The 26325-nt window shown below is 71.1% G+C and carries 24 protein-coding genes and 1 pseudogene; 16 read left to right on the plus strand and 9 right to left on the minus strand.

Going from position 1 to position 26325, the window contains the following annotated elements:
* Nucleotides 1–94 precede the first annotated feature (94 nt).
* The 3 genes and pseudogenes from ACGFIS_RS31105 to ACGFIS_RS31115 form a co-directional block, all read right to left on the minus strand.
* Entirely contained in the window at nucleotides 95–592 is a 498-nt protein-coding gene (locus ACGFIS_RS31105; protein WP_392913222.1) for an HAD domain-containing protein, read from the minus strand.
* A pseudogene (locus ACGFIS_RS31110) lies at nucleotides 589–1347 on the minus strand (IS256 family transposase); the annotation flags it as partial. The pseudogene ACGFIS_RS31110 and the gene ACGFIS_RS31105, both read right to left, overlap by 4 nt.
* 1259 nt (nucleotides 1348–2606) lie before the next feature.
* A complete protein-coding gene (locus tag ACGFIS_RS31115) occupies nucleotides 2607–4052 on the minus strand; it encodes a DUF222 domain-containing protein (protein WP_392973383.1) in 1446 nt (481 codons plus the stop codon).
* Nucleotides 4053–5106: 1054 nt separating this feature from the next.
* Between ACGFIS_RS31115 and ACGFIS_RS31120 the strand changes: the two genes are divergently transcribed.
* A complete protein-coding gene (locus ACGFIS_RS31120) occupies nucleotides 5107–5181 on the plus strand; it encodes a hypothetical protein (RefSeq protein WP_392912986.1) in 75 nt (24 codons plus the stop codon).
* Between the two features lie 100 nt (nucleotides 5182–5281).
* On the opposite strand, the gene ACGFIS_RS31125 is transcribed toward ACGFIS_RS31120, so the two are convergent.
* The gene (locus ACGFIS_RS31125; protein WP_392973385.1) at nucleotides 5282–5788 is read right to left on the minus strand and encodes a nuclear transport factor 2 family protein; all 507 of its coding nucleotides are present in this window, start codon (nucleotides 5786–5788) and stop codon (nucleotides 5282–5284) included.
* 14 nt (nucleotides 5789–5802) lie between these two features.
* Between ACGFIS_RS31125 and ACGFIS_RS31130 the strand changes: the two genes are divergently transcribed.
* Together ACGFIS_RS31130 and ACGFIS_RS31135 are read left to right on the plus strand one after the other, a co-directional pair.
* Nucleotides 5803–6600 carry a helix-turn-helix domain-containing protein gene (locus tag ACGFIS_RS31130; protein WP_392912977.1) on the plus strand — a complete coding sequence of 266 codons (798 nt, stop codon included), beginning with the start codon at nucleotides 5803–5805 and terminating at the stop codon, nucleotides 6598–6600.
* A gap of 101 nt (nucleotides 6601–6701) precedes the next feature.
* Entirely contained in the window at nucleotides 6702–7562 is an 861-nt protein-coding gene (locus ACGFIS_RS31135; protein ID WP_392912985.1) for an alpha/beta hydrolase, read from the plus strand.
* Nucleotides 7563–7589: 27 nt separating this feature from the next.
* Here the strand turns inward: ACGFIS_RS31135 and ACGFIS_RS31140 are convergent, their stop codons facing one another.
* The gene (locus ACGFIS_RS31140) at nucleotides 7590–8516 is read right to left on the minus strand and encodes a LysR substrate-binding domain-containing protein (RefSeq protein ID WP_392912976.1); all 927 of its coding nucleotides are present in this window, start codon (nucleotides 8514–8516) and stop codon (nucleotides 7590–7592) included.
* A gap of 109 nt (nucleotides 8517–8625) precedes the next feature.
* Here ACGFIS_RS31140 and ACGFIS_RS31145 point away from each other — a divergent pair, with 109 nt between their 5' ends.
* From ACGFIS_RS31145 to ACGFIS_RS31180, 8 genes are all read left to right on the plus strand, one after another.
* Nucleotides 8626–10062, plus strand: coding sequence for a 2-hydroxymuconic semialdehyde dehydrogenase (locus tag ACGFIS_RS31145; RefSeq protein WP_392912974.1), 1437 nt, complete (start codon nucleotides 8626–8628; stop codon nucleotides 10060–10062).
* 11 nt (nucleotides 10063–10073) lie between these two features.
* Entirely contained in the window at nucleotides 10074–10976 is a 903-nt protein-coding gene (locus ACGFIS_RS31150) for a 2-keto-4-pentenoate hydratase (protein WP_392912973.1), read from the plus strand.
* Entirely contained in the window at nucleotides 10976–11719 is a 744-nt protein-coding gene (locus ACGFIS_RS31155) for a 2-keto-4-pentenoate hydratase (protein WP_392912984.1), read from the plus strand. Before ACGFIS_RS31150 ends, ACGFIS_RS31155 begins: the two co-directional genes overlap by 1 nt.
* On the plus strand, nucleotides 11719–12162 hold the full coding sequence (locus ACGFIS_RS31160; protein WP_392912972.1) for a RidA family protein: 444 nt from the start codon (nucleotides 11719–11721) through the stop codon (nucleotides 12160–12162). The genes ACGFIS_RS31155 and ACGFIS_RS31160 overlap by 1 nt, the downstream gene beginning before the upstream one ends.
* A gap of 12 nt (nucleotides 12163–12174) precedes the next feature.
* Nucleotides 12175–12747, plus strand: a complete 573-nt coding sequence (locus ACGFIS_RS31165) for a 3-hydroxyanthranilate 3,4-dioxygenase (RefSeq protein ID WP_392912971.1) — start codon at nucleotides 12175–12177, stop codon at nucleotides 12745–12747.
* 156 nt (nucleotides 12748–12903) lie between these two features.
* Nucleotides 12904–13968 (plus strand): amidohydrolase family protein, encoded by a 1065-nt coding sequence (locus ACGFIS_RS31170; protein ID WP_392912970.1) that lies wholly within the window; start codon nucleotides 12904–12906, stop codon nucleotides 13966–13968.
* Between the two features lie 94 nt (nucleotides 13969–14062).
* Nucleotides 14063–15313, plus strand: coding sequence for a kynureninase (gene kynU / locus ACGFIS_RS31175; RefSeq protein WP_392912968.1), 1251 nt, complete (start codon nucleotides 14063–14065; stop codon nucleotides 15311–15313).
* 193 nt (nucleotides 15314–15506) lie between these two features.
* A complete protein-coding gene (locus tag ACGFIS_RS31180; RefSeq protein WP_131974991.1) occupies nucleotides 15507–15710 on the plus strand; it encodes a cold-shock protein in 204 nt (67 codons plus the stop codon).
* 77 nt (nucleotides 15711–15787) lie between these two features.
* Here ACGFIS_RS31180 and ACGFIS_RS31185 read toward each other — a convergent pair whose 3' ends face one another.
* Together ACGFIS_RS31185 and ACGFIS_RS31190 are read right to left on the minus strand one after the other, a co-directional pair.
* Nucleotides 15788–16537, minus strand: a complete 750-nt coding sequence (locus tag ACGFIS_RS31185; protein WP_392912967.1) for a TetR/AcrR family transcriptional regulator — start codon at nucleotides 16535–16537, stop codon at nucleotides 15788–15790.
* Nucleotides 16534–17757: an acyl-CoA dehydrogenase family protein gene (locus ACGFIS_RS31190; protein ID WP_392912966.1), complete on the minus strand. Its 1224-nt coding sequence runs from the start codon at nucleotides 17755–17757 to the stop codon at nucleotides 16534–16536. Before ACGFIS_RS31190 ends, ACGFIS_RS31185 begins: the two co-directional genes overlap by 4 nt.
* A 46-nt stretch (nucleotides 17758–17803) precedes the next feature.
* Here ACGFIS_RS31190 and ACGFIS_RS31195 point away from each other — a divergent pair, with 46 nt between their 5' ends.
* Entirely contained in the window at nucleotides 17804–18607 is an 804-nt protein-coding gene (locus ACGFIS_RS31195; RefSeq protein ID WP_392973387.1) for an SDR family oxidoreductase, read from the plus strand.
* 74 nt (nucleotides 18608–18681) lie between these two features.
* On the plus strand, nucleotides 18682–19638 hold the full coding sequence (locus tag ACGFIS_RS31200) for a zinc-binding alcohol dehydrogenase family protein (RefSeq protein WP_392912964.1): 957 nt from the start codon (nucleotides 18682–18684) through the stop codon (nucleotides 19636–19638).
* Between the two features lie 68 nt (nucleotides 19639–19706).
* On the opposite strand, the gene ACGFIS_RS31205 is transcribed toward ACGFIS_RS31200, so the two are convergent.
* Both ACGFIS_RS31205 and ACGFIS_RS31210 read right to left on the minus strand, forming a co-directional pair.
* Nucleotides 19707–20381, minus strand: a complete 675-nt coding sequence (locus ACGFIS_RS31205) for a response regulator (RefSeq protein ID WP_392912963.1) — start codon at nucleotides 20379–20381, stop codon at nucleotides 19707–19709.
* A 26-nt stretch (nucleotides 20382–20407) separates the two neighbouring features.
* Nucleotides 20408–21661, minus strand: a complete 1254-nt coding sequence (locus ACGFIS_RS31210; RefSeq protein ID WP_392912962.1) for a histidine kinase — start codon at nucleotides 21659–21661, stop codon at nucleotides 20408–20410.
* Nucleotides 21662–21826: 165 nt separating this feature from the next.
* Between ACGFIS_RS31210 and ACGFIS_RS31215 the strand changes: the two genes are divergently transcribed.
* From ACGFIS_RS31215 to thrS, 3 genes are all read left to right on the plus strand, one after another.
* Nucleotides 21827–22456, plus strand: coding sequence for a class I SAM-dependent methyltransferase (locus tag ACGFIS_RS31215; RefSeq protein WP_392912961.1), 630 nt, complete (start codon nucleotides 21827–21829; stop codon nucleotides 22454–22456).
* A gap of 67 nt (nucleotides 22457–22523) precedes the next feature.
* Entirely contained in the window at nucleotides 22524–23987 is a 1464-nt protein-coding gene (locus tag ACGFIS_RS31220) for a sugar porter family MFS transporter (RefSeq protein ID WP_392912960.1), read from the plus strand.
* Nucleotides 23988–24319: 332 nt separating this feature from the next.
* The gene (gene thrS, locus ACGFIS_RS31225) at nucleotides 24320–26305 is read left to right on the plus strand and encodes a threonine--tRNA ligase (protein ID WP_392973389.1); all 1986 of its coding nucleotides are present in this window, start codon (nucleotides 24320–24322) and stop codon (nucleotides 26303–26305) included.
* Nucleotides 26306–26325 lie beyond the last annotated feature (20 nt).

The raw sequence follows: 26325 nt of genomic DNA on the forward strand, positions 1-26325 counted from the left end.
ACGCGGTGGACGATCATCGCCTGACGGCGGAATGCGGCATGGGGATCTCAAGGGCCGGCGGAGCAATTGCCGGAAGCAGGGGATCTTCGGTGCCTCAAACCGTCCGTAGCCAGTGGTCGAGGGCCACGAAGTCGTCGTCGGTGAGGCCTTGGGACGACGCGACGTGGTGGAGGAGGGCTTGGCCGGGATGGTGCGCGGTCACCCAGTCCCGATCGGCGTCGGTGATCTCGTCGTCGACCCAGGCGAATGGACGCTGGTTCGCCCAGGCCACCACGGTCCTGGTCTTCCAGCAGAGCCCGAACCACTGGTCCTCACGTTCGTGTTCGGCGGAGGGCTCGGGCCAGGTCACGACGGGGAGCCGGGGCAGCCCGCTCCGGGGTGCGATCAGGGCGTTCGCCTCGTCTTCCCAGGTCGTGGCCCAGACCAGGTCGCACGGCAGCGCCGCCAGCCGAGGCCCCACCTGCGGGTCGAGCCGTGCCAGGTGCGCGGTCGCCCCTGTGCCCGACCGCTCGCCTCGGGAGCCGTCGCCGAACGGCAGGAGCGGCCCGTCGACATCAAGGAACAGCAGGGGGTGCTCCAGGTGGCCGGTCATGCCGCGACGTCCTGCCGGCGATCAACCAGGATGCCGCGCTCGAATCGGCCTCCGGCACGGACCAGGGCGAGGAGGCGGGGTGCGTTGACGGCGTGCCGGCGGGCTTGGGCGGATTCGATGAGCTTGAAGGCCATGGCCAGGCCTGCCGTTCGCGAGCCGGGCGCCGTGGTGACCTTGGTGCGGTGCCGGACGGTGGCGAAGGTCGATTCGATGGGGTTGGTGGTGCGCAGATGCACCCGCTGCTCTGCGGGCAAGTCGTAGAAGGCCATCTGTTCGTCCAGGTCGTCACGGATCTTGGCTACGGCCTTGGGGCGCTTGGCGCCGTAGGCGGCCTCGAACTCCTTCACCGCTACGCGGGCGTGCTCTGCTTCTTCGGCGTTCCAGATCTCGGCCAGGTGCTTGTTCGCGCCGGGGTGCGCGGACTCCGGGAGCGCCCCGAGACAGTTTGCGAGCTTATGGAACCAGCACCTCTGCTCGCGAGACTCCGGGAACACCTCGCGCAGCACGCCCCGCCAGCCCAGCGCACCGTCGTCGACCGCGAGCACCGGAGCGTGCATGCCGCGGCGCTTGCAGTCACGCAGCAGGTCGGGCCACGACTCAGCGGATTCCCGGTGGCGGTCGGTCAGCGCGATGAGCTCCGTGCGGCCGTCGGCGCGTACTCCGATCATCACCAGCAGGCACAGCCTGTGTTCCTCCAGCCGGACATTGATGTTCACGCCGTCGGCCCACAGGTAGGCGCCGTCGACCCGCATGGAGACATGGTCGACGCTGGACAGGGTGCCTTCCCCCTGAAGTGTGGATCATGGGTCCAGGGGAAGAAGGTGTCTTTTGATGGCGCTGACGCATTATCCCGGAGGAGTCTAAGGCCGACGCGGTGGCGTTGTTCCTGTCTGACCCGTTCAACACCTGTAAGCGGATCGCTGCCGATCTGGGGATCAGCCGTGGCTTGTAGCGCAACTTGGTGCTGGAGGGCCAGCGGCGCGGGACGCCGCCGACCCGGCTCGCCCCCGCTGCGCCGCCGACGCGGCAGTACCTATCGTCTGCTGACGTGCATGAACAGGAGGATTCAGCACCTCGAGGCGCGGATCCGTGAACTGGAGACCGAACGCGACATACTCCGGAAGGCCCCTGAGTATGCCGCCGGGGAGACGCGCTGATGAACCGCTTCCAGTTCGTCGCCGACCACCAGGCCCGCCTACGGGGTGAAGCGGTTGTGCCGGATGCTGGAGATCGCCTGGTCCAACTACTACCGGGTGGGGGTCGGCCACCCAGGCCCGGGCCGCCCGGGCCCGCGCCGACGCGCAACTGGCCGAACGCACACCGGAGGTCTTCCTATTGATCAACCACCCTCAGCCGTCAACAACGTGCCTGGTCAGTACAGCCAGGGCGTGGGGTGTGTCTCGAAGTCGGCTGAGCGGCGGCATGCCCTGACACGCCCACCCGCTGGAGCGGTGTCCAGGCTCGTGTTCATCCTGTTACTCGCGCCGGCCAGGATTGGCCGTATCTGGTGGACGCCCTCAGTTACCGCCGTCGACGCGAGGGAGCGCCCATGGGTGACCGCATCGGGTCTCGGCGAGTCGCGGAGGCAGCCCTGACCGCGAGCCTTGTGTGCCCCGGGCTATCTGTCATGTCCCTGCTGGTGGCCCTGTTCATGCTCAGTTACACGTGGACGGGGACGGGGCTGAATCGTGTGCTGGCCGTGGCAGCGAGCCTGGCTGCACTGGCGGTTTTCAGCCTCGGCGGAAGTGCCGTACTCCGCGCAAGAATGGGCGAGCCGGTCTTCCGACGTCACCCCCACGCGGGCGAGGTCGTCCGAAGTCTGGTGCGTGCCGTTACCGGGCCCTTCTTTTCCTGGTCGCCCTCATCCTCGCCATCATGCTGTTCGGAGCCTTCGTGATGTGGCTTGCCTCATGGAGCCGTTGAGTCAGTACGGCAGCCTGATTGGTCTACTTCGAGACACGCCCTTGCCGATCCGGGAAGACACACCCTTTCCCGGGAGATCCACAGGTTTCGATCATTGCTCGCCGGCGGGTTGGCGGTGCCCTCGGTTGAGGGTGCCTTTCCATGGGGTGCGGCGCCGGTGCCGTTGTCGCGGGCTCGGGTCCGGTGCGCACGACGAGCTGGTCGTCGGTGGGCTGGTCGTAGGTGGGCTGGTTGTGGGTGGGCTGGTTGTGGATGAGTTGGGTGTAGCGGTGGTGTGTTCCGGCTGCCGGGGGTTCGGGGTGCCGGAGTGTGGTTCCGGTGGTGGACGGTGTCGGCGGCGGGCGTCGCGGGGTGGTTGGAGCCGGTAGGCGTGGCGTCCGTCGGCCGTTCGGGCGATGTGGACCTGGTCGGGGTTGGCCGCCTTGAAGCGATTGTGGAACCCGCAGGTCAGAGCGAGATTATCGATGTTGGTGGGGTTGTCGTCCAGGGCCCAGCCGGACACGTGGTCCACCTCGCACAGCGTCCCTGGCACTTCACAGCCGCCCACTACGCAGGTGGGGTACAGCGTTTCGAGAACTCGGCGCTGCCCCGGGCTGGCGAATCGGGCGGTGCGGCCGAGGTAGAGCGGGATGTGGCCGCGTCCCAGGAGGAGCGGTGACACTCCGGCGGCCAGGGCGATGCGGCGGGCCTGTTCGGCGGGGATGGGGGTGCCGTCGGTGAGGCGGGCGGGGGTGGTGCCGCCGGTGAGGGTGTCCAGGTCGCAGATGACGGTGACCTTGGTGCCCCGGTGTCCGCCGGACAGGACGGTGGTCAGCGCGGCGGCGGTGCGTTCTGACAGGTCGCGGTGGTCGTCGGTCCCGGCCGGCTTGGCCAAGGGACCGAGGGTGCCGTCCCAGAGGGCGGCGTCTTCGGCGTTGAGCCAGCCTTTGATGAACCGGCCGCCGTCCAGGGAGCGGGTGGAGTCGATCCAGGACCGTTCGTACCCGCGCTGGGTGTCGGGGTCGGGGGTTTCGGTGCCGTCGCGTTCGGCGATCAGGTCGGTGATCTTGTTGCCGAATGCGGCGACCTTCCCGGCGGAGAATCCCTGCCCGGCGAGGTCGAGCAGGATCTGTTCGGCCGCCGCGCAGTCCTCGTCGTGCAGGCGGACGACCGCACCGGCGATGGTGGCGGCGTACCCGTGGGACAATTCTCCGGCGGCCAGTCTCCGGGTGAGTTCGGGAAGGCGGTCTCGTTGACGGGCCAGGTTGATGCGCTCCTTGGCGCGCGCCTCGCGCATTCCCATGTGAGAGCGTAGCCATGCGCGCGTGGATGGCAGGCCCCAGCGGCGCATCTCTCCCGAGGCGTCCACCCGCCCGATCAAGAGGGCGAGGGTGCTTTCGTGCAGGTCGGTGGCGCGGGCCAGGGTTTCGGCGTCTTGCATGCAGGCGGCCGCCGATGCGGGCGCGTCCCGCTGTGCGAGCTCGGCCGCGATCAGCGCCGCCGCGTCCACCAGCTCACCGGTGGACATCGACGCCACGTCGATCCCAGTCGAACACATGACTCCATGTTATCGAACACTCACACTCCGTCTCACAGTTTCCGGGTGAGAATATTGACACCCTCCGGACAGCCGACAGCCGACAGCGGAGCCGGGGCTGAGACTTTTCCTGCGCATGAGTACCGGTCTGTTCATCTGGATCTCGCTGAGGACCGTGTCCTGCGCGGGGCATGCGGTCGGCCCACCTTGGTGCACCTTGATGTCCAGGTTCGGGAGATGCCCGCCTCTGCGGCGACGTGGGCGATCGGCCTGTCACGGCACCCTTCCGGCTGAGCGGCACTGGCACTCCCCGGCTGCTGGGCGGCTTGTGTGTCACCCGTTCCGCCGCGCCTCGTGGACGGCCTGGATGAGATCGTCGGGGTCGGGTGCGTTGACGATCTTCCGTTGCGTTCCGCCGGGGATGAGTGCCCACCACTCCTTGTTGGAGATGTCCCACCAGCAGACGGCGCCAGTGAACCGTTCTTGCAGTTCGGCGATGGTCAGTGCCTGAGAGGGGGTGCGGCATGGAGGGGATGTCGGGGCAGGTCGCGTCGATCGCCGTTTCCTGGTGTGTCCGTGCGGCGAGTGCGGCGGTGACGAATGGCGTCAGGATGCGGGTGATCCTCGTGGCGGCGAGTCCTGGCCGGTGGTACGGGGCCAGATTCTCGCCCGTGCTCGACTGGTACCACCATGTGCGGGACGTCGATTCCCGGACGAGGTCAATGCTTTCGCTGAAATGGGCACGTCGGATCGAACACGCGGAGAAGTGGACGCGGCCTGTCGTAGCGGGGGAGTGCCTGCCATCCTTCCCGGGTGACTTCCGTTGAGAGCCTGTCGAGATTGGTTGTCACAGAGGAGGTGGGTTCCGAGGTAGAGCGGCCTTGGGGTTGGTTCCATCGCATTACCATCGGTCCCACCTACTAGTGCGTCGAGGTGGCACCGATGGTGCCAATATCCGCTGCTGAATGGAAAAAGGGCGGCAAGAGTGACAACACCAGTGGGGCGTGCGTCGAGGTGGCCGAATTGAGGTCGGCGTCGGCTGGCGGTGCGGGACTCGAAGGACCCGGATGGGCCGATGCTGGTGTTCGGGGCCGACGCTTGGCAGGCGTTCGCGGGTCGCGTGAAGGGCGGGACGCTCGACCGGGCCTGAGATCAGGAGCAGGGCCCCCCGAACCGTGAACCGCACGGTCCGGGGGCTTTCACGTCACGACGCCGCATCCTCTGCCGCGTCGCCCGCACGATTTCAACGGTCAGTGCTCGGCAGGCTCCCACCACGCCAGGTTGGCGGCTGCGTGGGCCGCCGGCTCGATGATCTCCCAGCACTCGGCGATCAGGCCATCGTCGAACCGCCAGATGTCGACGACCGTGATTTCCGGTCTGCCGGGGAGTCGCCGCCGCGAGTGCAGAACGACGTGATCATCGTCGGCCAGCAGGTGGTGGACCTCGACCTGCATACCGGCCAGCGGCGTGAGTGCCGCGTTCACGGCGGCGAGCCATTCGGCCTTGGTCGAGGACGTCGAGTCCGGCCTGTGATGGACGAAGCCGTCGCTCAGCAACGGTTCGAGCGGGTCGACGCTGCCCGTCTCGATCAGTTCCGCCAGTGCCCGTTGCACGATGCTCTTGTTGTCCGTGGTCAGGGATTCGTCGGTGGTCACGGGCTTGTCGGTGTTCATGGGTTTGTCGGTGGTCATGGACGCAGTGTTTCCACGGTCGCTGGGGTTGTCGATGAAATCCCATTTCATGGCGTCCGGCTCCACGATGAGTACCCTCGATGACCGTGCACACGGTCGGGGAGCTCTTGCGGCAATGGCGGCATCGCCGGCGGCTCAGCCAACTCGATCTCGCGATCGCGGCCGACGTCTCGGCTCGTCACGTCAGCCTGGTCGAGACGGGCAGGTCCAACCCGAGCGCCGACATGGTCCTGCGGCTCGCGGACCAGCTCGATGTGCCCTTGCGCGATCGCAACCGGCTGCTGCTCGCGGCCGGCTTCGCACCCCGGTACGCCGAGCGGCCGCTTGGGGACGAGGCGCTGACGGCGGCCCGGGACGCGGTCGCGAGGGTGCTCCGCGCGCATGAGCCGTATCCGGCGCTGGCCTTCGACCGCCGATGGAACATCGTGATGATCAACCGTGCGGTCGAGCCGTTCCTCGCCGGCGTCGAGCCCGGCCTGCTGCGGCCGCCGATCAACCTGGTCCGGCTGGGGCTGGACCCGCGCGGGTTCGCTCCCATGGTCGTCAACCTGGCGGACGTGCGGGCGGTGTTCCGCTCCCGGATCAGGCGCCAGCTCGCCGTCGCCCCCGACGCAGAGCTCACCGCGCTCTACGAGGAACTTCTCGGCCCCGATTCCGGCGACGCGCCGAGCCGGTCGGCCGAATCCGATGTCGTGATCTCGATGATCCTTCGCGTCGACGGACGGGAGCTGCGGCTGTTCTCGACCATCACCACGTTCGGTACCCCGATGGACATCACGCTGGACGAGGTCGCGATCGAGTCGTACTACCCGGCGGACACGGAGAGCGCCGCCTACTTCGAGAAGACCGGCGGTGACGTCCGAGCCGCCCCTGAGTGAGCAGCGAGCCCGGAACGCGTGACCGGGCATGTGATAGGGACGGGACGCATCGGCATCTGATCGCGGTAGTGGGCGGGGATGCTTCTCGGGAGTGGGGTGTGATGGTGGACGAATGGCCGGGGAGCGCGCTCAGCGACGAGGAACTGGACGTCGCCTACAACGTGCGGAGGAAGGCGGGGGAGGAGCTCTTCGCGCGGCACCTGGCGCGGTACCGGGCCGAGTCGGAGCAGGCCGTCGACGGGCTTTCCGGCCATCCCGGGATCGTCTACGACGAGGCGAGCGGGGAGCGGCTGGACGCCTGGGGCGTCGGCGAGGGGCTGCGGCCCGTGTTCGTCTTCCTGCACGGCGGCTACTGGATGGCGCTGTCGCGGGACGTGTCGTCCTTCATGGCCCGAGCGCTTTCCGAGCAGGGCGTGGCGACCGTCGTGCCCGATTACACGCTGGCGCCCAACGCTTCGCTGGAGGAGATCGTCCGGCAGGTGCGGGCGGCCGTGGCGTGGGTGTACCGGCACGGTCGTGAGCACGGGCTTGATCCGGAGCGGATCGTGGTCGGCGGCAGTTCGGCGGGCGGGCACCTGACCGGCATGACGATGGTCGGCGGGTGGCAGGAGCCGCTCGGGCTCCCCGGAGACGTCGTCAAGGCGGCGATGCCGATCAGCGGGTTGTTCGACATCCGTCCCATCACCCGCGTTTATGTGAATGAGGCCGTGCGGCTGGACCTTGAGCGGGCGGCGGCGCTGAGCCCCGCGCTGCTGCCGGCGGCGTACCGGTGTCCGGCCGTTTTCGTGGTCGCGGAGAACGACGGCGAAGGGTTCCTGGAGCAGTCGCGGCTGTTCCAGCCGGCGTGGGGCGCGGGTGAGCTGATGGTCGTGCCCGGCCGCGACCATTTCGACGTCGTCCTCGACCTGGCCGACCCGGGGTCGCGGGTCGGTGCGGCGCTGCTCGATCTGATCAGCCGGTGAGCATCTGATCAGCCGGTGAGTATCTGATCACGCGGTGAGTGCGGCCGCCTCGCGGTGGAGGTGGTCGAGCATGAGACGGGCGGACGGGGTCGGGGCGCGGTCGGCGGGGAGTGTGACGCCCACCTGGCGGCGGACGGTCTCCAGCGGCACGGGCAGCGGCGTGATGTCGGTGTCGGTGCGGGCCACCAGTTCGGGCAGCGCGGCGATCATGTCGGTGTCGCGGACCAGGGTGCGGACGGTCAGGACGGAGGTGCACTCGACCAGGTTGCCCGGCAGGACGAGGCCCTCCGCGCGGAAGACCTGCTCCAGTTCCGAGCGCAGCGCGGTCTGCTCCAGGGGCAGCACCCACGGGTAGTCGAGCAGGTCGGCGAGACCCAGGGACGGGCGGCGGCGGGCCGGATGGTCGCGGCGGGCGACCAGCTGGACGGGTTCGCCGTAAAGGGTGATCTGGCGGAGGCCGCGCAGGTCGTCGATCGGGTTGAGGCGGCCGAGGATCAGGTCGATCTCGCCGTCGAGGAGGCGGGGAACCTGCGCGTCGAACGTGGCCTCCTGGACGATCACCGTGATGCCGGGACGGTCCTCCTTCAAGGCGGCGATCGCGCGGGGCAGCAGGACGTTGGAGCCGGCGAGGAGCGTGCCGATGGTGACGGTGCCGACCTCGCCGTCCGCGAGGCCGGTGATGCGTTCGCCCGCGCGGCGCAGTTCGGCGAGGACGGCGCGGGCGTGTTCGATGAACGCGTCCCCGAACAGCGTCGGAGTGGCGCCGCGCGGGCCGCGGGTGAACAGTTCGACGCCGAGGATGTTCTCCACCTCGCGCAGGCTGCGCGTGACGGCGGGCTGCGCCAGGTGCAGGTGCTCGGCCGCTCGCAGGATGCTGCCCTGGTCGGCGATGGCGACGACGAGCACGAGGTGCCGGAGCTTCAGCCGTCCGCTGAGCAGGTCGATCGCGCGCATGGGCATTTACTATCACAATCTCGTCATACCTCCACGGTCGATTGGTATTTGCCAGGCATAGCTTGCGGGGCGGAGGATCGGAGGCGTCGGGCCATGCCGGGAGGGGCGGATGAAGGCTGAGCACTACGTCGGCGGGGTCTTCCGTTCGGACGGGACGTCCTTCCCGCTCATCGCCCCGGGCGACGGCTCCGAGCTGGGCGCCGTCCCGGAGGCCACGAGGGAGGTCGTGGACGACGCCGTGAACGCGGCGCGGGCCGCGCTGAAGGGGCCCTGGGGGGCCATGGGCGTCCGGGAACGGGTCGCCGCCCTGAGGTCCGTCGCCGACGGGATCCAGGCCCGGTTCGAGGAGTTCGTCGACGCCGAGGTCGCCGACACCGGCAGGTCCCGGGAGTTCGCGTCGACCGTCGACGTCCCGAGGGCGGTGGGCAACTTCCGCGCGTACGCCGACCTGCTCTACGGGCGTCCCGAACGGGCCTACACGACGCAGGTCCCCGGATGGAGCTCCGGGGTGGGCGAGGCGCTCAACTACACGGTGCGGCGGCCCCTGGGCGTGGTGGCGATCATCTCGCCGTGGAACCTTCCGCTGCTGCTGTCGACCTGGAAGATCGCTCCCGCGCTGGCGTGCGGCAACGCCGTCGTGCTCAAACCGTCCGAGGAGACGCCGTCGACCGCGACGCTGCTCGCCCACGTGATCGACGACGCCGGGCTTCCGGAGGGTGTGTTCAACCTGGTGCACGGGCACGGCACGGGTGCGGCCGGCGAGTTCCTCACCGGGAATCCCGGCGTGGACGCGATCGCGTTCACCGGCGAGTCGGCCACCGGCGCCGCCATCATGCGCAATGCCGCCGACCACGTCACGCCCGTGTCGTTCGAGCTGGGCGGCAAGAACCCGGCGCTGGTCTTCGCCGACGCGGACCTCGACGCCGCCGTGGACGGGACGGTCCGGTCGTCGTTCACCCATTCCGGGCAGATCTGCCTGTGCACCGAGCGCGTCTACGTCGAGCGGCCGGTCTTCGGCGCGTTCGTCGAGAGGCTGCGCGACCGCGTGCGTGCCCTCGACGGCTACGGGCCGATGATCTCGGCGGAGCACCGCGACAAGGTCCTGTCGTACTACCGGCTCGCCCGCGAGGAGGGCGCCACGGTCGTCGCGGGCGGCGGCGCACCGGAGTTCGGCGACGAGAGGGACGGCGGCTTCTACGTGGAGCCCACCGTCCTCACCGGACTTCCGGAGACGGCCCGCACGGTGAGGGAGGAGATCTTCGGGCCGGTCTGCCACATCGCGCCGTTCGACACCGAGGACGAGGCCCTTGCGCTGGCCAACGACAGCCCTTACGGGCTCGCCTCGACGGTGTGGACGCGTGACCTGTCCAGGGCGCACCGGGTGGCACCGCGAATCGAGACGGGGATCGTCTGGGTGAACTGCTGGAACCTGCGCGACCTCCGGACCCCGTTCGGCGGCGTGAAAGTGTCCGGGATCGGGCGTGAAGGGGGAGAGTACTCCTTGGACTTCTTCTCCGAGCCCGTCAACGTGTGCATCCAGATCTGAAAGCGAGTCCCGTGACCGACCCAACGAACCCCGAGGCCGCCGGCTCGACGAACCCCGAGGCCCGCCGCCCGTCTGGCGCCGGCTCGACGAGCATCGAGGCCGCCGCCGGGCGGCTGCTCGGCGCGTACGCGTCCGGGACACCCTGCGCGCCCGTCCGCGATCTGATCACGACGGCGGACGACGCCTACGCGGTGCAGGACAGGGTGACCGAGCGGTGGCTGGGCGAGGGCCGCCGCCTCGCCGGCCGCAAGATCGGCCTGACGTCGCGGGCGGTGCAGGCGCAGATCGGCGTGGACAGCCCCGACTTCGGGATGCTGTTCGCCGACATGGCCGTTCCCGACGGGGAGGAGATCCCCGCCGGTGCGGTGCTGCAGCCGCGCGCCGAGGCCGAGGTCGCGCTCGTGCTGGAGCACGACCTGACCCACGAGCGGCACACCGTCGCCGACGTGATCCGCGCGACGGCGTTCGCGCTGCCCGCCATCGAGGTCGTCGGCAGCCGGGTCCGCGACTGGGACATCACGCTCGCCGACACCGTCGCCGACAACGCCTCGTCCGGCATGTACGCGCTCGGCAACCGTCCCGTCCTCCTCAAGGACGTGGACCTGCGCCTGTGCGGGATGGTCATGGAGCGGCGCGGCGAGCAGGTCTCCACCGGCAACGGCGCCGCCTGCCTCGGGCATCCGCTGAACGCGGCGCTGTGGCTCGCCGACACGCTCGCCCGCGTCGGGCGTCCCCTCCGCGCAGGCGACACCGTGCTGACCGGTGCGCTCGGCCCCGTGGTCCCCGCCGTTCAGGGCGACGTGTTCGAAGCCCGCATCGACGGCCTGGGCGATGTCCGCGTCGCGTTCGGCAAAGAGCCCGGCAGGGAGTCCGGCAGGGAGTCCGGCAGGGAGTCCGGCAAGGAGGGGGCGTGATGGTGGACGTGAACGGGCTCGCGGCGACGCTGGACGAGGCGGCCCGGGACGTCCGGGCGATCCCGAAGCTGACCCGCACGACGCCGTTGGACGTGGCGGCCGCGTACGCGGTGCAGCGCGCCGGGGTCGAGCGGCGGCGCCGGAGGGGCGAGCGGCTCGCCGGGGTGAAGATGGGCTTCACCAGCCGCGCCAAGATGGTGCAGATGGGCGTGGACGACGTCATCTGGGGCCTGCTCACCGACGGGATGCTCGCCGAGTCGTCCGTGGACGTGTCGCGGCTCATCCATCCGCGGATCGAGCCGGAGATCGCCTACCTGATCGGGCGGGAGGTCCGGTCCGCCGCGGAGGTCGAGTCGGCCGTCGCCGGCGTCGCGGTCGGGTTCGAGGTCCTCGACTCGCGGTACACGGGCTTCGAGTTCACGCTCCCGGACGTGATCGCCGACAACGCGTCGGCGTCGCGGTTCGGGTTCGGGGCCTGGCACGTGCCCCGCGACGTGTCGAACGTGGGACTGCTGATGGAGATCGACGGGCGTCCGGTGCAGACGGGCTCGTCCGCCGCGATCCTCGGGGACCCGGCGCGGTCGCTGCGGGCGGCGGCGCGGCTCGCGCTCGGCGCGGGCATGAAGCTCGAACCCGGCTGGATCGTCCTGGCGGGCGCCGCGACGGCGGCCGTGCCGCTCCCGAAGGACGCGCACGTCCGCGTCACCGGAGCCGGGCTCGGCGGAGTGGAGGTGACGACGTGATGGGCGACGCGTTCCTCGTCGAGGGCAAGGCCGCGCCGCGCGGGCGGTTCCCGCACGTCAGGCGGGCCGGCGACCTCGTGTTCGTGTCCGGGACGAGCTCGCGCCGTCCCGACGGGACGTTCGCCGGGGCGAGCGCCGACGCGATGGGCGTCACCGACCTCGACATCCGGGCGCAGACCCGCGCCGTCATCGAGAACATCGGCGGCCTCCTCGACGCGGCCGGGGGAGGGCTGCCCGACATCGTGAACGTCACCACCTACCTGGTCAGCATGAACGACTTCGGTGGGTACAACGAGGTCTACGGAGAGTACTTCGACGAGACGGGCCCGGCCCGCACCACGGTCGCCGTCCACCAGCTCCCGCACCCGCACCTGCTCATCGAGATCTCGTGCGTGGCGCACATTCCCAGGGACCGCACACCCGACAGGCGCACAAGCCCGTGAGGAGGCCGGAGCATGACCCTGCCCCAGCTGTCGTTCGGAACGCCGTTCAACTTCGAGTCGTGGATCGACGATCACCGTGACCTGCTCAAGCCGCCGGTCGGCAACGTCCAGGTGTTCGACGAGGCCGGCCTGATCATCATGGTGGTCGGCGGCCCCAACCAGCGGACCGACTTCCACGACGACCCCACCGAGGAGTTCTTCTACCAGCTCAAGGGCAACATGGTGCTGCGCGTCATGGAGGAGGAGGGGCGCCCGCCGCGAGACCTGCAGATCAACGAGGGCGACGTCTTCCTGCTGCCGGCGCACGTGCGGCACTCCCCGCAGCGGCCCGAGGCCGGATCGATCGGGCTCGTCGTGGAGATCCCGAGGCCGGAGGGGCTGAAGGAGGCGTTCGAGTGGTACTGCACCGAGTGCCACCACCTCGTCCACCGCGCCGAACTCCAGGTCCGCTCGATCGTGGACGACCTGCCGTCCGTGTTCCAGGGCTTCTACGACGGCGACCGCAAATGCCCGGACTGCGGCGCCGTCCACCCGGGCAAGAGGTGGCCGCAGACCATGACCCCGACCACGGCCCCCCGTGTTTGACCGACTGTTTGACCAACCCGTGTTTGACCAGTCCGTGTTTGACCAGTCCATGTTTGACCAGTCCGTGCGTGACCAGTCCGTGTTTGACCAGTCCGTGTGCGACCGACCCGTGCCGGCCGAATCGGTTCTGAGGACACCGCGCCCGATGGAGGCTCCGTGACCGTCATCGACGTCCATGCCCACGTGTTCCCGCGCCTCACCCGCGCCGAGGGCCGCGTGCTCGCCGGCGCGGGGGAGCCGTGGCTGCGCGTCGACGGCGGCGGCACCGGCATGATGATGTGCGGGGACGAGGAGTACAGGCCGGTCGGGGAGGCCCTGTGGGAGCCCGCCCGGCGTCTGGCCGACATGGACGCCATGGGCGTCGATGCCCAGGCGGTGTCGTCCACCCCGCTCATGTTCGGGTACGCGGCCGAGCCGTCCCGCGCCGCCGACTGGTGCGACCTGGTGAACGAGCGCATCCTCGCGTTCTGCGCGGACGCGCCGGACCGGCTGCTGCCGCTGTGCCAGGTCCCGCTGCAGGACCCGGCGCTCGCCTGCGAGGTCGCGACGCGGGCGGCGGCGGCCGGGCACCGCGGTGTGCACATCGGCAACCATGTCGGCGACCGCAACCTCGACGATGACGGGATCACCGCGTTCCTCGCGCACTGCGCCCGGGTCGGGCTGCCGGTCCTGGCGCACCCGTGGGACATGCTCGGCGCGGACCGGATGCGCGGCCACATGCTGCCGTGGCTGTCCGGGATGCCCGCCGAGACGCAGCTGAGCATCCTCGGGCTGATGCTGTCCGGGGCGTTCGAGCGGATCCCGGCTTCGCTGCGGCTGTGCTTCTGCCACGGCGGCGGAAGCTTCGCGTTCCTGCTCGGGCGGGCCGACAACGCATGGCACCGGCGCGACATCGTCCGCGCCGACTCGCCGCGCCCGCCGTCGGAGTACGTCGACCGGTTCCACGTCGACTCCGCCGTGTTCGACCCGCGCGCGCTCCGGCTGCTCATCGACGTGATGGGCTCGGAGCGGGTGATGCTCGGCACCGACTACCCGTTCCCGCTGGGGGAGGAGGAGCCGGGCGCGACGATCCGGGCCTGCCCCGGGCTGGACGACGCCGAACGCGCCCTGCTGCTCGGCGGCAACGCGCGGGCCTTCTTCGCCCAGGCCCGGATCCCCGCCCAGGCGCCGGCGGCCCAGGCGGTCGCCGGGACCGACCCAGTGAGCACGACGACCCAGTGAGCACGACGACCCAGTGAGCACGACGACCCAGTGAGCACGACGACCCAGTGAGCACGACGACCCAGTGAGCACGACGACACCGAGGAAGGACGCCGTGACGGCCGAAGACGAGGCTCGGCGGCTTGACGAGAACGATCCGCTGCCGACGCTGCGCGGCGAGTTCCTCGTCCCGCCCGCCCCCGGCGGGACGTTCGACGAGGCGGCGTACTTCGCCGGGAACTCCCTCGGCCTCCAGCCGAGGAGCGTGGCCGCACGCCTCCGCGAGGAACTGGACGACTGGGCACGGCTCGCCGTCGAGGCCCACACGGAGGGCCGCCGCCCCTGGGTGGACTACCACGAGCTGCTCCGCGAACCCGCGGCGCGCCTCGTCGGCGCGCTGCCGCACGAGGTCGTCGCGATGAACTCGCTGACGGTCAACCTGCACCTGATGATGGCGAGCTTCTACCGGCCCGCCGGGACGCGCACCCGCATCGCCATCGAGGACTCGGCGTTCCCGTCCGACTCCTACGCGGTCGCCAGCCAGGCCGTCCACCACGGGCTCGACCCGGCCGTGACGGTCGCGCGGCTCAAGCCCCGCACCGGCGAGGACAACCTGCGCACCGAGGACGTCCTCGCTTTCCTCGAACGTGAAGGCGAGACGGTCGCGCTCCTCATGCTCGGCGGCGTCAACTACCTGACGGGCCAGCTCATGGACATGGCCGCGATCACCAAGGCGGGCCGCGCCGCCGGGGCGGTCGTCGGCTGGGACCTCGCCCACGCCACCGGGAACGTTCCGCTGCGCCTGCACGACTGGGACGTCGACTTCGCCGCCTGGTGCACCTACAAGTACATGAACGCCGGTCCCGGCGCGGTCGCCGGATGCTTCGTCCACGAGCGGCACGTCCGGGACGCGTCGGTGCCGAAGCTGTCGGGCTGGTGGGGCACCGACCCGGCAGTCCGGTTCCGGATGGAACCCGACATCGCGCCGCCCTCCTCCGCCGACGCGTGGCAGCTGTCCAACCCGCCCATCCTGGCCCTCGCCCCGGTCCTGGCCTCCCTGGAGATCTTCGACCGGGTCGGGATGGACGCGCTGCGCGCCAAGAGCGAGCGGCTCACCGGCTACCTGGCGTCCCGGCTCGCGGGGACCGGCGCCCGGATCATCACCCCGGCCGACCCGGCGGCGCGCGGCGCCCAGCTGTCGCTGCGGGTGGACGACGCGGGCGGGCTGGTCCGGCGGCTCGCCGAGGCGTACGGCGTGGTCGCCGACGCCCGCGAACCCGACGTCATCCGGCTCGCGCCCGTCCCGCTGTACTGCACCTACCACGACTGCCACCGCGCCGCCGAAGCCATCGAAGATCTTGTTTAGGTGTGTCGGTGCATGGGGTGGCCCGGCATCGGGTAGGTTCGGGGGCGTTGCACGATGGCGCCCGGTCAGGCCGGCCGGGCACCAGGCAGTCTCAATGCGTTTTCTCCGGGTGACCGGCGGACGTGAGATGAGTCCGCTTGCAGCCCGGTCCGCCGCCCGGCGGGCCGGTGAGTTGTACCCGAAGGGAAAGACCATGGCCGAAGGCACCGTGAAGTGGTTCAACTCCGAGAAGGGCTTCGGGTTCATCGCGCCCGACGGCGGCGGCCCGGACGTGTTCGTCCACTACTCGGCGATCGCCACCAACGGCTACCGCAGCCTGGACGAGAACCAGCGCGTCTCGTTCGAGATCACCCAGGGCCAGAAGGGCCCGCAGGCCGAGGGCGTCTCGCCGCTCTAACCTGCACCGGCGTGGTCTGACACGCGCTCAGGGCCGGGGACGCACGCCGTCCCCGGCCTTTCGCTTCCCCGACGCCTTCACTTCCCCGACCTTTCGCTCACCCCAGGCTTTTCGGTCTCCCCCTGCCTTTCGCCGTCCTCGCCGGGCCCGTGCCCGCCCTCGTCCCGGGGAAGCCGCTCGCCCGTCCGCAGCCGGTCGAGCCCGAGCCAGATGAACTCCATGGCCATCTGCTCGGCGCGGTCACGCGGGGTGTCGGGATGCTCCAGCCACCACGACACCATCGACAGCATCGACCCGTACATCAGGGGGACGAGCAGCCGCGTGCGCCGCTCGTTCACCTCCAGTGCGGCGGGGGACAGGGCCGGGTCGGCGCGGCGGCGGCGCAGCAGCAGGTCGGCGAACGCGCCCCCGAGGCGGTCGCGGAGCTCCCGCAGCTCCAGCCCGACGTCGTCGGGCTTGTCGAGGTGCCGTATCACCAGCGCCCACGCGTCAGGGTCGGCGGTGGCGTAGTCGAACAGGACCCGGATCATGGCCCGGATGCCGTCCGCCGAGCCGTGCGAGGCGAGCACCGACGCGTTCAGCCGGGCGGTCAGCTCGGCCACGATCGTCTCGGTCACCTCCGCGAACAGCTCCTCCTTCGAGGTGAAGTGCTGGTACAGCAGCGCCTTGGACACCTGCGCCGCCGCGGCCACGTGCTCCATCTGGGTCAGGTGGTAGCCGCGGCGGCCGAACTCCTCCAGCGCCACCTGCAGCAGCTGCTCGCGCCGCCGGGCGTACGGCATCCGCCGCCGCACGCCCGGTGCCCGCTCGCCCGTCCCGTCGGTCATGCGGTGTTGTACTTGCCAAGCTCGGCGCGGGCGACGGAGCGGACGTGGACCTCGTCGGGGCCGTCGGCGAGCCGCAGGGTGCGCAGGCCCGCCCACATCGCGGCGAGCGGGGTGTCGTCGCTGACGCCGGCGCCGCCGTGCATCTGGATCGCCTTGTCGACGACGTCCAGCGCGACCCGCGGCGCGATCACCTTGATCGCCGCGACCTCGGAGCGGGCGGCCTGGACGCCCTGCTTGTCGATCAGCCACGCGGTCTTGAGGGTGAGCAGCCGGGCCTGCTCGATCGCCATCCGCGACTCGGCGATCTGCTGGCGGACGACGCCCTGCTTGGCCAGCGGCCCGCCGAACGCCTCCCGGGACAGGGCGCGCTCGCACATCAGCTCCAGCGCCCGCTCGGCCGCGCCGATCGCGCGCATGCAGTGGTGGATGCGGCCGGGGCCGAGGCGGGCCTGGGCGATGGCGAAACCGCCGCCCTCCTCGCCGATGAGGTTCTCCACCGGGACGCGCACGTCGGTGAACGTGATCTCGCAGTGGCCGTGCTGGTCCTGGTAGCCGAACACGGGCAGCGACCGGACGACCTCCACGCCGGGCGTGTCGAACGGCACCAGCACCATCGACTGCTGCCGGTACGGGTGGCCGTCCGGGTCGGTCTTGCCCATCAGGACCATGATCTTGCAGCGCGGGTCGGCGGCGCCGGTGGTCCACCACTTGCGGCCGTTGATGACGTAGTGGTCCCCGTCGCGTTCGATGCGGGTGGAGATGTTGCGGGCGTCGGAGCTGGCCACATCCGGCTCCGTCATGGCGAACGCGCTGCGGATCTCGCCGTTCAGCAGCGGGGTGAGCCACCTGTCCTTCTGCTCGGGCGTCCCGAACAGGTGCAGTACCTCCATGTTGCCGGTGTCGGGGGCCGCGCAGTTGACGGCCTCGGGCGCGAGCTCCAGGGAGCGGCCCGTGATCTCGGCGAGGGAGGCGTAGTCGGTGACGGTGAGGCCGTGTGCCGGGTCCTCGCTGTCGGGTAGGAAGAGGTTCCAGAGGCCGCGCTTGCGGGCCTCGGCCTTGAGGTCCTCGACGACCTGGGGGAGGTGGTGCTCGCGGCCCGCCGCGCGCAGCTCCGCCCGCTGGGCCTCGTAGACCGGCTCCGCCGGGTAGACGTGGGCGTCCATGAATTCCTGAAGGCGGCCGAGGTACTCCTGGGCCCGCTCGCTCAAACCAAAGTCCATTCCGTTAGAGTAACTGACGAGTCAGTTACTTCGTGAGGGGAGTCCCATGCCAGCCTCGGACACGCCAGCCTCGGACACGGGAGCCTCGGACACGCCAGCCTCGGACACGGCCTTCGACGGTACCGGCAAGGTCGCGCTGATCACGGGCGGATCCAACGGCATCGGAGCCGCGGTGGCGCGCCGGCTGGCCCGGGGCGGCGCGCGGATCGTCCTCGCCGACGTCGACGCGGACGCCGGCACCGCGCTCGCGAAGGAGCTGGACGGCGCGTTCGTCCGCTGCGACGTGCGCGAGCCCGCCGAGAGCGAGGCGGCCGTCGCGACCGCGGTGGACCGGTTCGGCGGGCTGGACGTGGCGTTCCTCAACGCCGGCGTCGCCGGCGGAGGCGGCATGGGCGACGACTTCGACCTCGCCGCTTACCGGCGGGCCATGGGCATCAACCTCGACGGCGTCGTGTTCGGAGTGCACGCCGCGCTGCCCGCGCTCCGCGCCCGCGGCGGCGGCGACATCGTCGCCACCGCCAGCATGGCCGCGCTCACCGCCACGCCGTTCGACCCCGTCTACGGCGCCAACAAGGCGGCCGTGGTCGGTCTCGTCCGCGCGCTCGGCCCCACGTTCGCGGAGGAGGGCATCCGGGTGAACGCGCTGTGCCCCTCGTTCGCCGACACCGACATCCTCACCCCGATGAAGGGGCACCTCCAGGACACCGGTTTCCCGATCCTGGACGTGGACGACGTCGTGGAGGCGTTCATGCGCATCCTCGGCGCCGGCGGCACCGGTGACGCCTGGTACGTGGTGCCGGGCCGCCCGTCCGAGCCGTTCAAGTTCCGCGGCGTCCCCGGCCCCCGCTGAGCGCCCGCCCGAGACACGACGGGCCCGGGACGCCCACAGGAGGGCGACGGGCCGGACACACCCACAGGAGAGTCATGCGCGCGATCCAGATCACCGAGTTCGGCGGGCCCGAGGTGCTGAACGTCACCGAGCTGCCCGACCCGTCCGCCGGGCCGGGGCACCTGCTCATCGACGTGTCGCGGGCCGGGATCAACTACGCCGACACGCACCAGGCCGAGAACAGCTACCTGTCGGAGTCCACGCTGCCGATGGTGCCGGGCGGGGAGGTCGTCGGGACGACCGCGGACGGGCGCCGCGTCGTCGCGCTCGTCGGCACCGGCGGCTACGCCGAGAAGGCCGCCGCGCCCGAGGCCCTCGCGTGGGACGTCCCGGACGACATCGACGACGTCACCGCCCTCGGCATGATCGTCCAGGGTGCGTCGGCGTGGCTGCTGCTGCGCCGCAGCGTCCATCTGGCGCCGGGCGAGTCCGTCGTCGTGCACGCCGCCGCGGGCGGGGTCGGGACCCTCGCCGTCCAGCTCGCCAAGGCGTGGGGCGCCGGACGGGTCATCGCCACCGCCTCGTCGCAGGACAAACGCGACCTCGCCCTCGAACTCGGCGCGGACGTCGCGATCGACGCGAACGAACCCGACCTGAAGGACGCGCTGATCGACGCCAACGGCGGCCGGCGCGTCGACACCGTCCTGGAGATGACGGGCGGGACGGTCACCGACCAGAGCCTGCGCGCCCTCGCCCCGTTCGGGCGCCTCGCCTTCTACGGCATGGCGTCGCGGAAGGAGCCCTCGCCCGTCCGCCCGGCCACGCTGATGGCGCACTCCACCACGATCGCGGGCATGTGGCTGGCGCACGTCTTCCAGCTCCCCGGCGACGTGATGCGCGGTGCCCTCGGCGAGCTGTTCGACCTCGCCGCGGACGGGCGGCTCCGCGTGATCGGCGGCGGCGAGTACGGGCTCGCCGACGTCCGGCGGGCCCACGAGGACCTCCGGGCCCGCCGCACCACCGGCAAGCTCGTCCTCGACCCGTCGCGCTGAGCCCCTCCCGGATCAGCCTGTCCGGATCAGCCTGTCCGGATCAGCCTGTCCGGATCAGCCTGTCCGGATCAGCCGACGAGGCCGTTCTCGTAGGCGTAGACGACGGCCTGGGTGCGGTCGCGCAGCCCGAGCTTGGTCAGCACATGCCCGACATGCGTCTTCACCGTCTGCTCGGCCAGCACCAGCTCGGCGGCGATCTCGGCGTTGGACAGCCCCCGCGCGATCTGCCGCAGCACGTCCAGCTCGCGCGGGGTCAGGCCCGCGGTCGCCTTCGGGCTCGGCCGCTGGTGGCGGCGCCGGCGCGCGAAGTCGCCGATCAGCCGCCGGGTGATGGACGGGGCGAGCAGCGCGTCGCCGCCCGCCACGACCCGCACGCCGTTCACCAGGTCGGCCGCCGACGCGTCCTTCAGCAGGAACCCGCTGGCCCCCGCGCCGAGCGCCTCGTAGACGTACTCGTCCAGGTCGAACGTGGTGAGCACCAGCACCTTCGGGCGTGCACCGGCGGGGTCGGCGTCGGGGTCCGGGTCGCCGATCACCTCGGCGGTGGCGGCGAGGCCGTCCATCTCCGGCATCCGGATGTCCATCACGATCACGTCCGGATCGAGCCGGCGGGCCATCTCCACCGCCTCGCGGCCGTTGCCCGCCTGCCCGATCACCTCGATCCCGGGATCGGAGGACAGCAGTGCCGCGAGCCCGTCGCGGATCATGACCTGGTCGTCGGCGATCAGCACCCGAATCGTCACGGGCCCAACCCTACGGGCATGGAAGATCAGCCCGGGTCGCCATAGGGCAGTTCCGCGGCGACCGACCAGCCGGCGCCGTCCCGCGGGCCGGCGGTGAGGCCGCCGCCGAGCATCGTCACCCGCTCGCGCATCCCGACGAGCCCGTGCCCGCCGCCGTGCGACTCCTCGGGGGTGCTGCGGGCGCCGTCGTCGGTGACCGACACCGCCAGCGACTCCGGCCCGTACCTGATCTCGATGTGAACCTGGGAGCCCGGCGCGTACCGCGACGCGTTGCTCAGCGACTCCTGCACGATCCGGTACGCCGACAGGTCGACCCCCGCGTTCAGCGGCCGCGGCATCCCGACGACGACGCTCGCGACCGACAGCCCGGAACGGCGGGCCCCGCCGATCAGGTCGTCCAGCCGGTCCAGACCGGGCTGGGGCGCGCGCTCGGCGTCGTCGTTCTCGGAGCGCAGCAGCCCCACGACGCGGCGCGTCTCGGTGAGGGCCTCGCGCGCGGCGTCCCGCACCACCCCGAACGTCTGCCGCGCCGCGTCCGGCAGGTCCGGGATCCGGTAGGGCGCGGCCTCCGCCTGCATCGCGATCACCGACATGTGGTGCGCCACCACGTCGTGCAGCTCGCGGGCGATCCGGGCGCGTTCCTCCAGCACCGCCTGCCGGGCGAGGTCCTGCCGGTGCTGCTCCTCGCGCCGGCGCAGCTCCTCGACGGCCGAGTGCCGCCCGCCGACCGCGTCGCCGAAGGTCAGCGCGATCGCCGCGACCCCGGCGAGGATCATGCCGAACCAGCCGGGCATGCCGAGCATCACGGCGGGCGTCAGCACCCCTGCGATGGTGACCGCGCCGACGCCGAGGGTGGTCTGCCGGTCGGCGCCGACCCCGGTGAAGAACAGGATGACGATCAGCGCCAGGATCGCGGTGACCGGCCACGGCATGAAGCCTTCCCCATGCCGGGCGAAGACCGTCAGCAGCAGGCCGGCGGCCGCCACCCTCCACGCGGCGAGGGGCCAGCGCGCCGCGAAGATCAGCGGTGTCGCCTGCAGCACGCCGAGCGGCCAGGCGAGCCCGGTCCGGACGTCGTACTGCACGATGGCGATCGCGATCGACCCGGCCGTGAAGCCGATCGTCATCGCGAGCATGACCGCCAGGATCGGCAGGCGCAGCGCCATCCGTCCGGGCAGCAGCGTGACGGCCGGGTCGTCCCGGCCCGGCATGAGCGCGGAGCGGACGCCGGCGAGCAGCCGGGGACGGACCCCGGGCGCGAAGCGGTCGTGATCGTTCATTTGAACGAAGCCTAGGACGCCGCCGGCCGCCCCGGCGTGACCCGGGGGAGGGAGATGCGAACCGCCTCCCCGGGTATCACCCCTGAGCAGCGCCCTACCACGGGGATCATGCGGCGATCACGCGGCGATCTTGCGGTGATCGCCGGGGCGACGGAGGATGCGGGAATGACCGACCTGAGCCATCCGATCTTCGCCCGGTTCTACCCGCGGCTGGACGCCGCCTCCGCCAGGGCGGGCGGCGACGCGCACCGCGCCGAGCTGCTCACCGGGACGTCCGGCCGCGTGCTGGAGGTGGGCGCCGGGCACGGGGCCAACTTCGCGCACTACCCGCCGGAGGTCACGGAGGTCGCCGCCGTCGAACCCGAGCCGCGGCTGCGCGCCAAGGCCGGCCGCGCCGCCGCCCGCGCGCCCGTCCCCGTCACCGTGCGGCCCGGCGTCGCCGAGGACCTCGACCTCGACGACGCCTCGTTCGACGTGGTGGTGGCGTCCCTCGTGCTGTGCTCGGTGCGCGACCCCGTCCGCGCGCTGACCGAGGTGAGGCGGGTCCTCAGGCCCGGCGGCGAGTTCCGCTACTACGAGCACGTGCGGGGGCGCACGCGGGGGAAGGTGCGGTTCCAGCGCTGCGCCGACGTCGTCTGGCCGTTCCTCGCCGCCGGATGCCACGTGTCCCGCCCGACGGACGAGTGGATCGCCGGCTCCGGGTTCACCGTGCGGGACGAGCGGCGCTTCGAGTTCCCCGCCTCCGGCGCCAACCCGGCCTCCCCGCACGTCATCGGGATCGCGATACGCGACTGAGCGACGGCAAATCCCCGCATAAGGTCCTTTCCCGCATAAGGTCCTTTCCCTCGGGAAGATCGACTCCATGACCACACCGGGCAGCGGAGCCGACCCCACCGGCGACCGGCGGCGGGGCGGACCGGCGCATCCGGCGCTGCTCGCCACGCTCCTCGCGGCGGCCGGAGCCGTCGGCGGGTTCCTGTTCGGCTACGACTCCGCGGTCATCAACGGCGCCGTCGAGGCCGTCGAGGACGAGTTCGCCCTCAGCGGCTTCGGCGTCGGGCTGGTCGTCTCGTCCGCGCTGCTCGGCTGCGCCGCCGGCGCCTGGATCGCCGGCCCGCTCGGCGACCGCATCGGCCGGACGCGGGTCATGCTCATCATCTCGGTGCTGTTCGTGGCGAGTTCGCTCGGCTCCGCGTTCGCCTTCACCGCGGTCGACCTGACCGCCTGGAGGGTGGCAGGCGGCCTGGCCATCGGCGCCGCGTCGGTGATCGCGCCCGCCTACATCGCCGAGATCGCGCCCGCCGCCATGCGCGGCAAGCTCGGCTCACTCCAGCAGATGGCCATCGTCCTCGGCATCCTCGCGGCCCTCATCGTGGACTACCTCATCGCCAGGGCGTCCGACGGCGGCGCGTCCGGGAGGTTCCCGCTGGGCGGCACCGCGTGGCGATGGATGTTCGCGAGCGCCGCCGTGCCCGCCGTGCTGTACGGCGTCATCGCCCTGATCATTCCCGAGTCGCCCCGCTACCTGGTCAGGCGGCACCGGGAGGCGGACGCCCGGCGGTCGCTCGCCCGCGTCATGCCGGCCGGCGACGTGCGCGCCAAGATCGACGACATCCGGCGGTCGCTCGCCGCGGACCGGCCCGTCCGGCTCCGCGACCTGCGCGGCCACCGGCTCGGTCTGCTGCCGATCGTCTGGGTCGGCATCCTGCTGTCGGTCTTCCAGCAGTTCGTCGGCATCAACGTGATCTTCTACTACTCGACCTCGCTGTGGCGGGCGGTCGGGTTCACCGAGAGCGACGCGCTGTTCACCTCGGTGGTCAACGCGGTCGTCAACGTCGTGTTCACGCTGGTGGCGATCGCGCTCATCGACCGGATCGGGCGGCGCCCGCTGCTGCTGGCCGGCGCCACCGGCATGGCCCTGTCCCTCGGCACCCTCGCCGTGTGCTTCGCCACCGCCCCCGTGGTGAACGGCGAGCCGGACCTCGGCGGAGTCACCGGGCCGATCGCGCTGGTGGCCGCCAACACGTTCGTCGCCTCGTTCGCCGCCACCTGGGGCCCGGTGGTGTGGGTGATGCTGGGCGAGATGTTCAACAACTTCATCCGGGCGTCCGCCCTCGCCGTCGCCGCCACCGCGCAGTGGCTCGCCAACTGGGTGATCACCACGACGTTCCCCGCCGTCTCCGGATTCTCCCTCGGCCTGGCCTACGGCCTCTACACGCTGTTCTCCGTCCTGGCGTTCGTGTTCGTGTACCGCGCCGTCCCCGAGACCAAGGGACGTGAGCTGGAGGACATGGACGACCTCGCCTCCCCGAGAGCCCCCGCATAACGCCTGTCGCGGGCGGCGTTTGCCGGGGGCAACGCCCGCCGAGGTCCGCGCCCGTCGGATACAGTGGGACCATGCCGCAGGTATTCGAGACGACGACGCCGGGTCACTCCCGGCGAGACTGCGGCATGTCCTGACATTGCACGCGGCAGGGCCCCGGGAGCGATCCCGGGGCCTGCCGCTTTTCCGGGGGCGGCCCTCCGGGACCGCCGGGCCCTCCACGACGAGAGGAGCGGCCGATGGAACCGGATGCGTCCGGGCGGCACCCCGAATCGATAGCATCGGCAACCGCTGATCCGAGCCCGAGTCCTGACCGAATACTGCGAGGAGTCCCCGTGTCCACCGTGTCTGAGCTGCGCATCACCCTCGACGGGAGCGAGCGGGCGGTGTCGGCCGGCACCACCGCGGGCCGGGCACTGGACGCCGACGGCCGTACCGTGATCGCCGCCCGGGTGAACGGCGAGCTGCGCGACCTCGCCGGCGAGCTGCGCGACGGGGACGCGGTCGAACCGGTCGAGATCGGCTCCGCCGACGGCCGGGCGATCATGCGGCACTCCGCCGCGCACGTGATGGCGCAGGCCGTGCAGGAGCTGTTCCCCGAGGCGAAGCTGGGCATCGGCCCGCCGGTGGAGAACGGCTTCTACTACGACTTCGACGTCGCCGAGCCGTTCACCCCCGACGACCTGAAGCGCATCGAGAAGCGGATGCGCGAGATCGTCAAGCAGGGGCAGCGGTTCTCCCGGCGGCCCGTCTCCGACGACGACGCGCGCACCGAGCTGGCCGCCGAGCCGTACAAGCTGGAGCTGATCGGCCTCAAGGGCTCCGGCCCCGTCGAGGACGCGGCGGACGGCGCGGACGTCGAGGTCGGCGGCGGCGAGCTGACCATCTACGACAACCTCGACGCCAAGTCCGGCGAGCTGCGCTGGAAGGACCTGTGCCGCGGCCCGCACCTGCCGTCCACCCGGGTCATCCCCGCGTTCAAGCTGATGCGCTCCGGCGGCGCGTACTGGCGCGGCAGCGAGAAGAACCCGCAGCTCCAGCGGATCTACGGCACCGCCTGGGAGTCCAGGGACAAGCAGGACGAGTACCTGAAGTTCCTGGAGGAGGCGGAGAAGCGCGACCACCGCAGGCTCGGCGCCGAACTCGACCTTTTCTCGTTCCCGAGCGAGATCGGCAGCGGCCTCGCCGTCTTCCACCCCAAGGGCGGCGTCGTCCGCAAGGTGATGGAGGACTACTCGCGCCGCCGGCACGAGGAGGAGGGGTACGAGTTCGTCAACACCCCCCACATCACCAAGGGCCACCTGTTCGAGACCTCCGGGCACCTCGGCTGGTACAAGGACGACATGTTCCCGCCCATGGAGGTCGACGGAGGCGAGTACTACCTCAAGCCGATGAACTGCCCGATGCACAACCTGATCTTCCGCGCGCGCGGGCGGTCCTACCGGGAGCTGCCGCTGCGGCTGTTCGAGTTCGGGTCGGTGTACAGGTTCGAGAAGTCGGGCGTGGTGCACGGCCTCACCCGCGTCCGCGGCATGACCCAGGACGACGCGCACATCTACTGCACCGAGGACCAGATGGGCGAGGAGATCAAGCGGCTCCTCGACTTCGTCCTCGGCCTGCTGCGCGACTACGGGCTGAACGAGTTCTATCTGGAGCTGTCCACCCGCGACGACTCCGACAAGTTCATCGGCTCGAACGAGATGTGGGAGAAGGCCACCGCGGCCCTGCGCGGGGCGGCCGAGTCCACCGGGCTCGACCTCGTCCCCGATCCGGGCGGCGCCGCCTTCTACGGCCCCAAGATCTCCGTCCAGGCCAAGGACGCGATCGGCCGGACCTGGCAGCTGTCCACCATCCAGGTCGACCCGAACCAGCCCGAGCGGTTCGGCCTGGAGTACCAGGCGGCGGACGGCACCCGGCAGCGGCCCATGATGCTGCACCGGGCCCTGTTCGGGTCGATCGAGCGGTTCTTCGGCGTGCTGCTGGAGCACTACGCGGGCGCGATGCCGCCGTGGCTGGCGCCGGTGCAGGCCGTCGGCATCCCGATCGGCGACGCCCACGTCCCGCACCTGGACAAGGTCGCCGCGCGGCTGCGCGAGCGCGGCGTCCGCGTCGAGGTCGACACCTCCTCGGACCGCATGCAGAAGAAGATCCGCAACGCGCAGAAGCAGAAGATCCCGTACATGCTGCTCGCGGGCGACGACGACGTGGCCAAGGACGGGGTCTCGTTCCGGTACCGCAATGGCGACCAGCGGAACGGGGTCCCGATCGCCGAGGCGGTCGACGAGATCGTCAAGGCGGTCGAGGCCAGGATCCAGATCTGACCCGCGCCGGGGCCGTGCCC

It is taken from the genome of Spirillospora sp. NPDC048824 (assembly GCF_043198455.1).
Classification (GTDB): Bacteria; Actinomycetota; Actinomycetes; order Streptosporangiales; family Streptosporangiaceae; genus Spirillospora.

What these genes read in the sequence shown, in the direction of transcription:
- ACGFIS_RS31185 (WP_392912967.1), bottom strand. Translation starts at nt 16,537, where the DNA reads ATGACCGACGGGACGGGCGAGCGGGCACCGGGCGTGCGGCGGCGGATG.
- ACGFIS_RS31200 (WP_392912964.1), top strand. Translation starts at nt 18,682, where the DNA reads ATGCGCGCGATCCAGATCACCGAGTTCGGCGGGCCCGAGGTGCTGAAC.
- ACGFIS_RS31115 (WP_392973383.1), bottom strand. Translation starts at nt 4,052, where the DNA reads ATGTGTTCGACTGGGATCGACGTGGCGTCGATGTCCACCGGTGAGCTG.
- ACGFIS_RS31190 (WP_392912966.1), bottom strand. Translation starts at nt 17,757, where the DNA reads ATGGACTTTGGTTTGAGCGAGCGGGCCCAGGAGTACCTCGGCCGCCTT.
- ACGFIS_RS31105 (WP_392913222.1), bottom strand. Translation starts at nt 592, where the DNA reads ATGACCGGCCACCTGGAGCACCCCCTGCTGTTCCTTGATGTCGACGGG.
- ACGFIS_RS31215 (WP_392912961.1), top strand. Translation starts at nt 21,827, where the DNA reads ATGACCGACCTGAGCCATCCGATCTTCGCCCGGTTCTACCCGCGGCTG.
- ACGFIS_RS31155 (WP_392912984.1), top strand. Translation starts at nt 10,976, where the DNA reads ATGGTGGACGTGAACGGGCTCGCGGCGACGCTGGACGAGGCGGCCCGG.
- ACGFIS_RS31220 (WP_392912960.1), top strand. Translation starts at nt 22,524, where the DNA reads ATGACCACACCGGGCAGCGGAGCCGACCCCACCGGCGACCGGCGGCGG.
- ACGFIS_RS31210 (WP_392912962.1), bottom strand. Translation starts at nt 21,661, where the DNA reads ATGAACGATCACGACCGCTTCGCGCCCGGGGTCCGTCCCCGGCTGCTC.
- ACGFIS_RS31165 (WP_392912971.1), top strand. Translation starts at nt 12,175, where the DNA reads ATGACCCTGCCCCAGCTGTCGTTCGGAACGCCGTTCAACTTCGAGTCG.
- ACGFIS_RS31160 (WP_392912972.1), top strand. Translation starts at nt 11,719, where the DNA reads ATGGGCGACGCGTTCCTCGTCGAGGGCAAGGCCGCGCCGCGCGGGCGG.
- ACGFIS_RS31130 (WP_392912977.1), top strand. Translation starts at nt 5,803, where the DNA reads ATGACCGTGCACACGGTCGGGGAGCTCTTGCGGCAATGGCGGCATCGC.
- ACGFIS_RS31180 (WP_131974991.1), top strand. Translation starts at nt 15,507, where the DNA reads ATGGCCGAAGGCACCGTGAAGTGGTTCAACTCCGAGAAGGGCTTCGGG.
- ACGFIS_RS31145 (WP_392912974.1), top strand. Translation starts at nt 8,626, where the DNA reads ATGAAGGCTGAGCACTACGTCGGCGGGGTCTTCCGTTCGGACGGGACG.
- ACGFIS_RS31195 (WP_392973387.1), top strand. Translation starts at nt 17,804, where the DNA reads ATGCCAGCCTCGGACACGCCAGCCTCGGACACGGGAGCCTCGGACACG.
- ACGFIS_RS31140 (WP_392912976.1), bottom strand. Translation starts at nt 8,516, where the DNA reads ATGCGCGCGATCGACCTGCTCAGCGGACGGCTGAAGCTCCGGCACCTC.
- ACGFIS_RS31135 (WP_392912985.1), top strand. Translation starts at nt 6,702, where the DNA reads ATGGTGGACGAATGGCCGGGGAGCGCGCTCAGCGACGAGGAACTGGAC.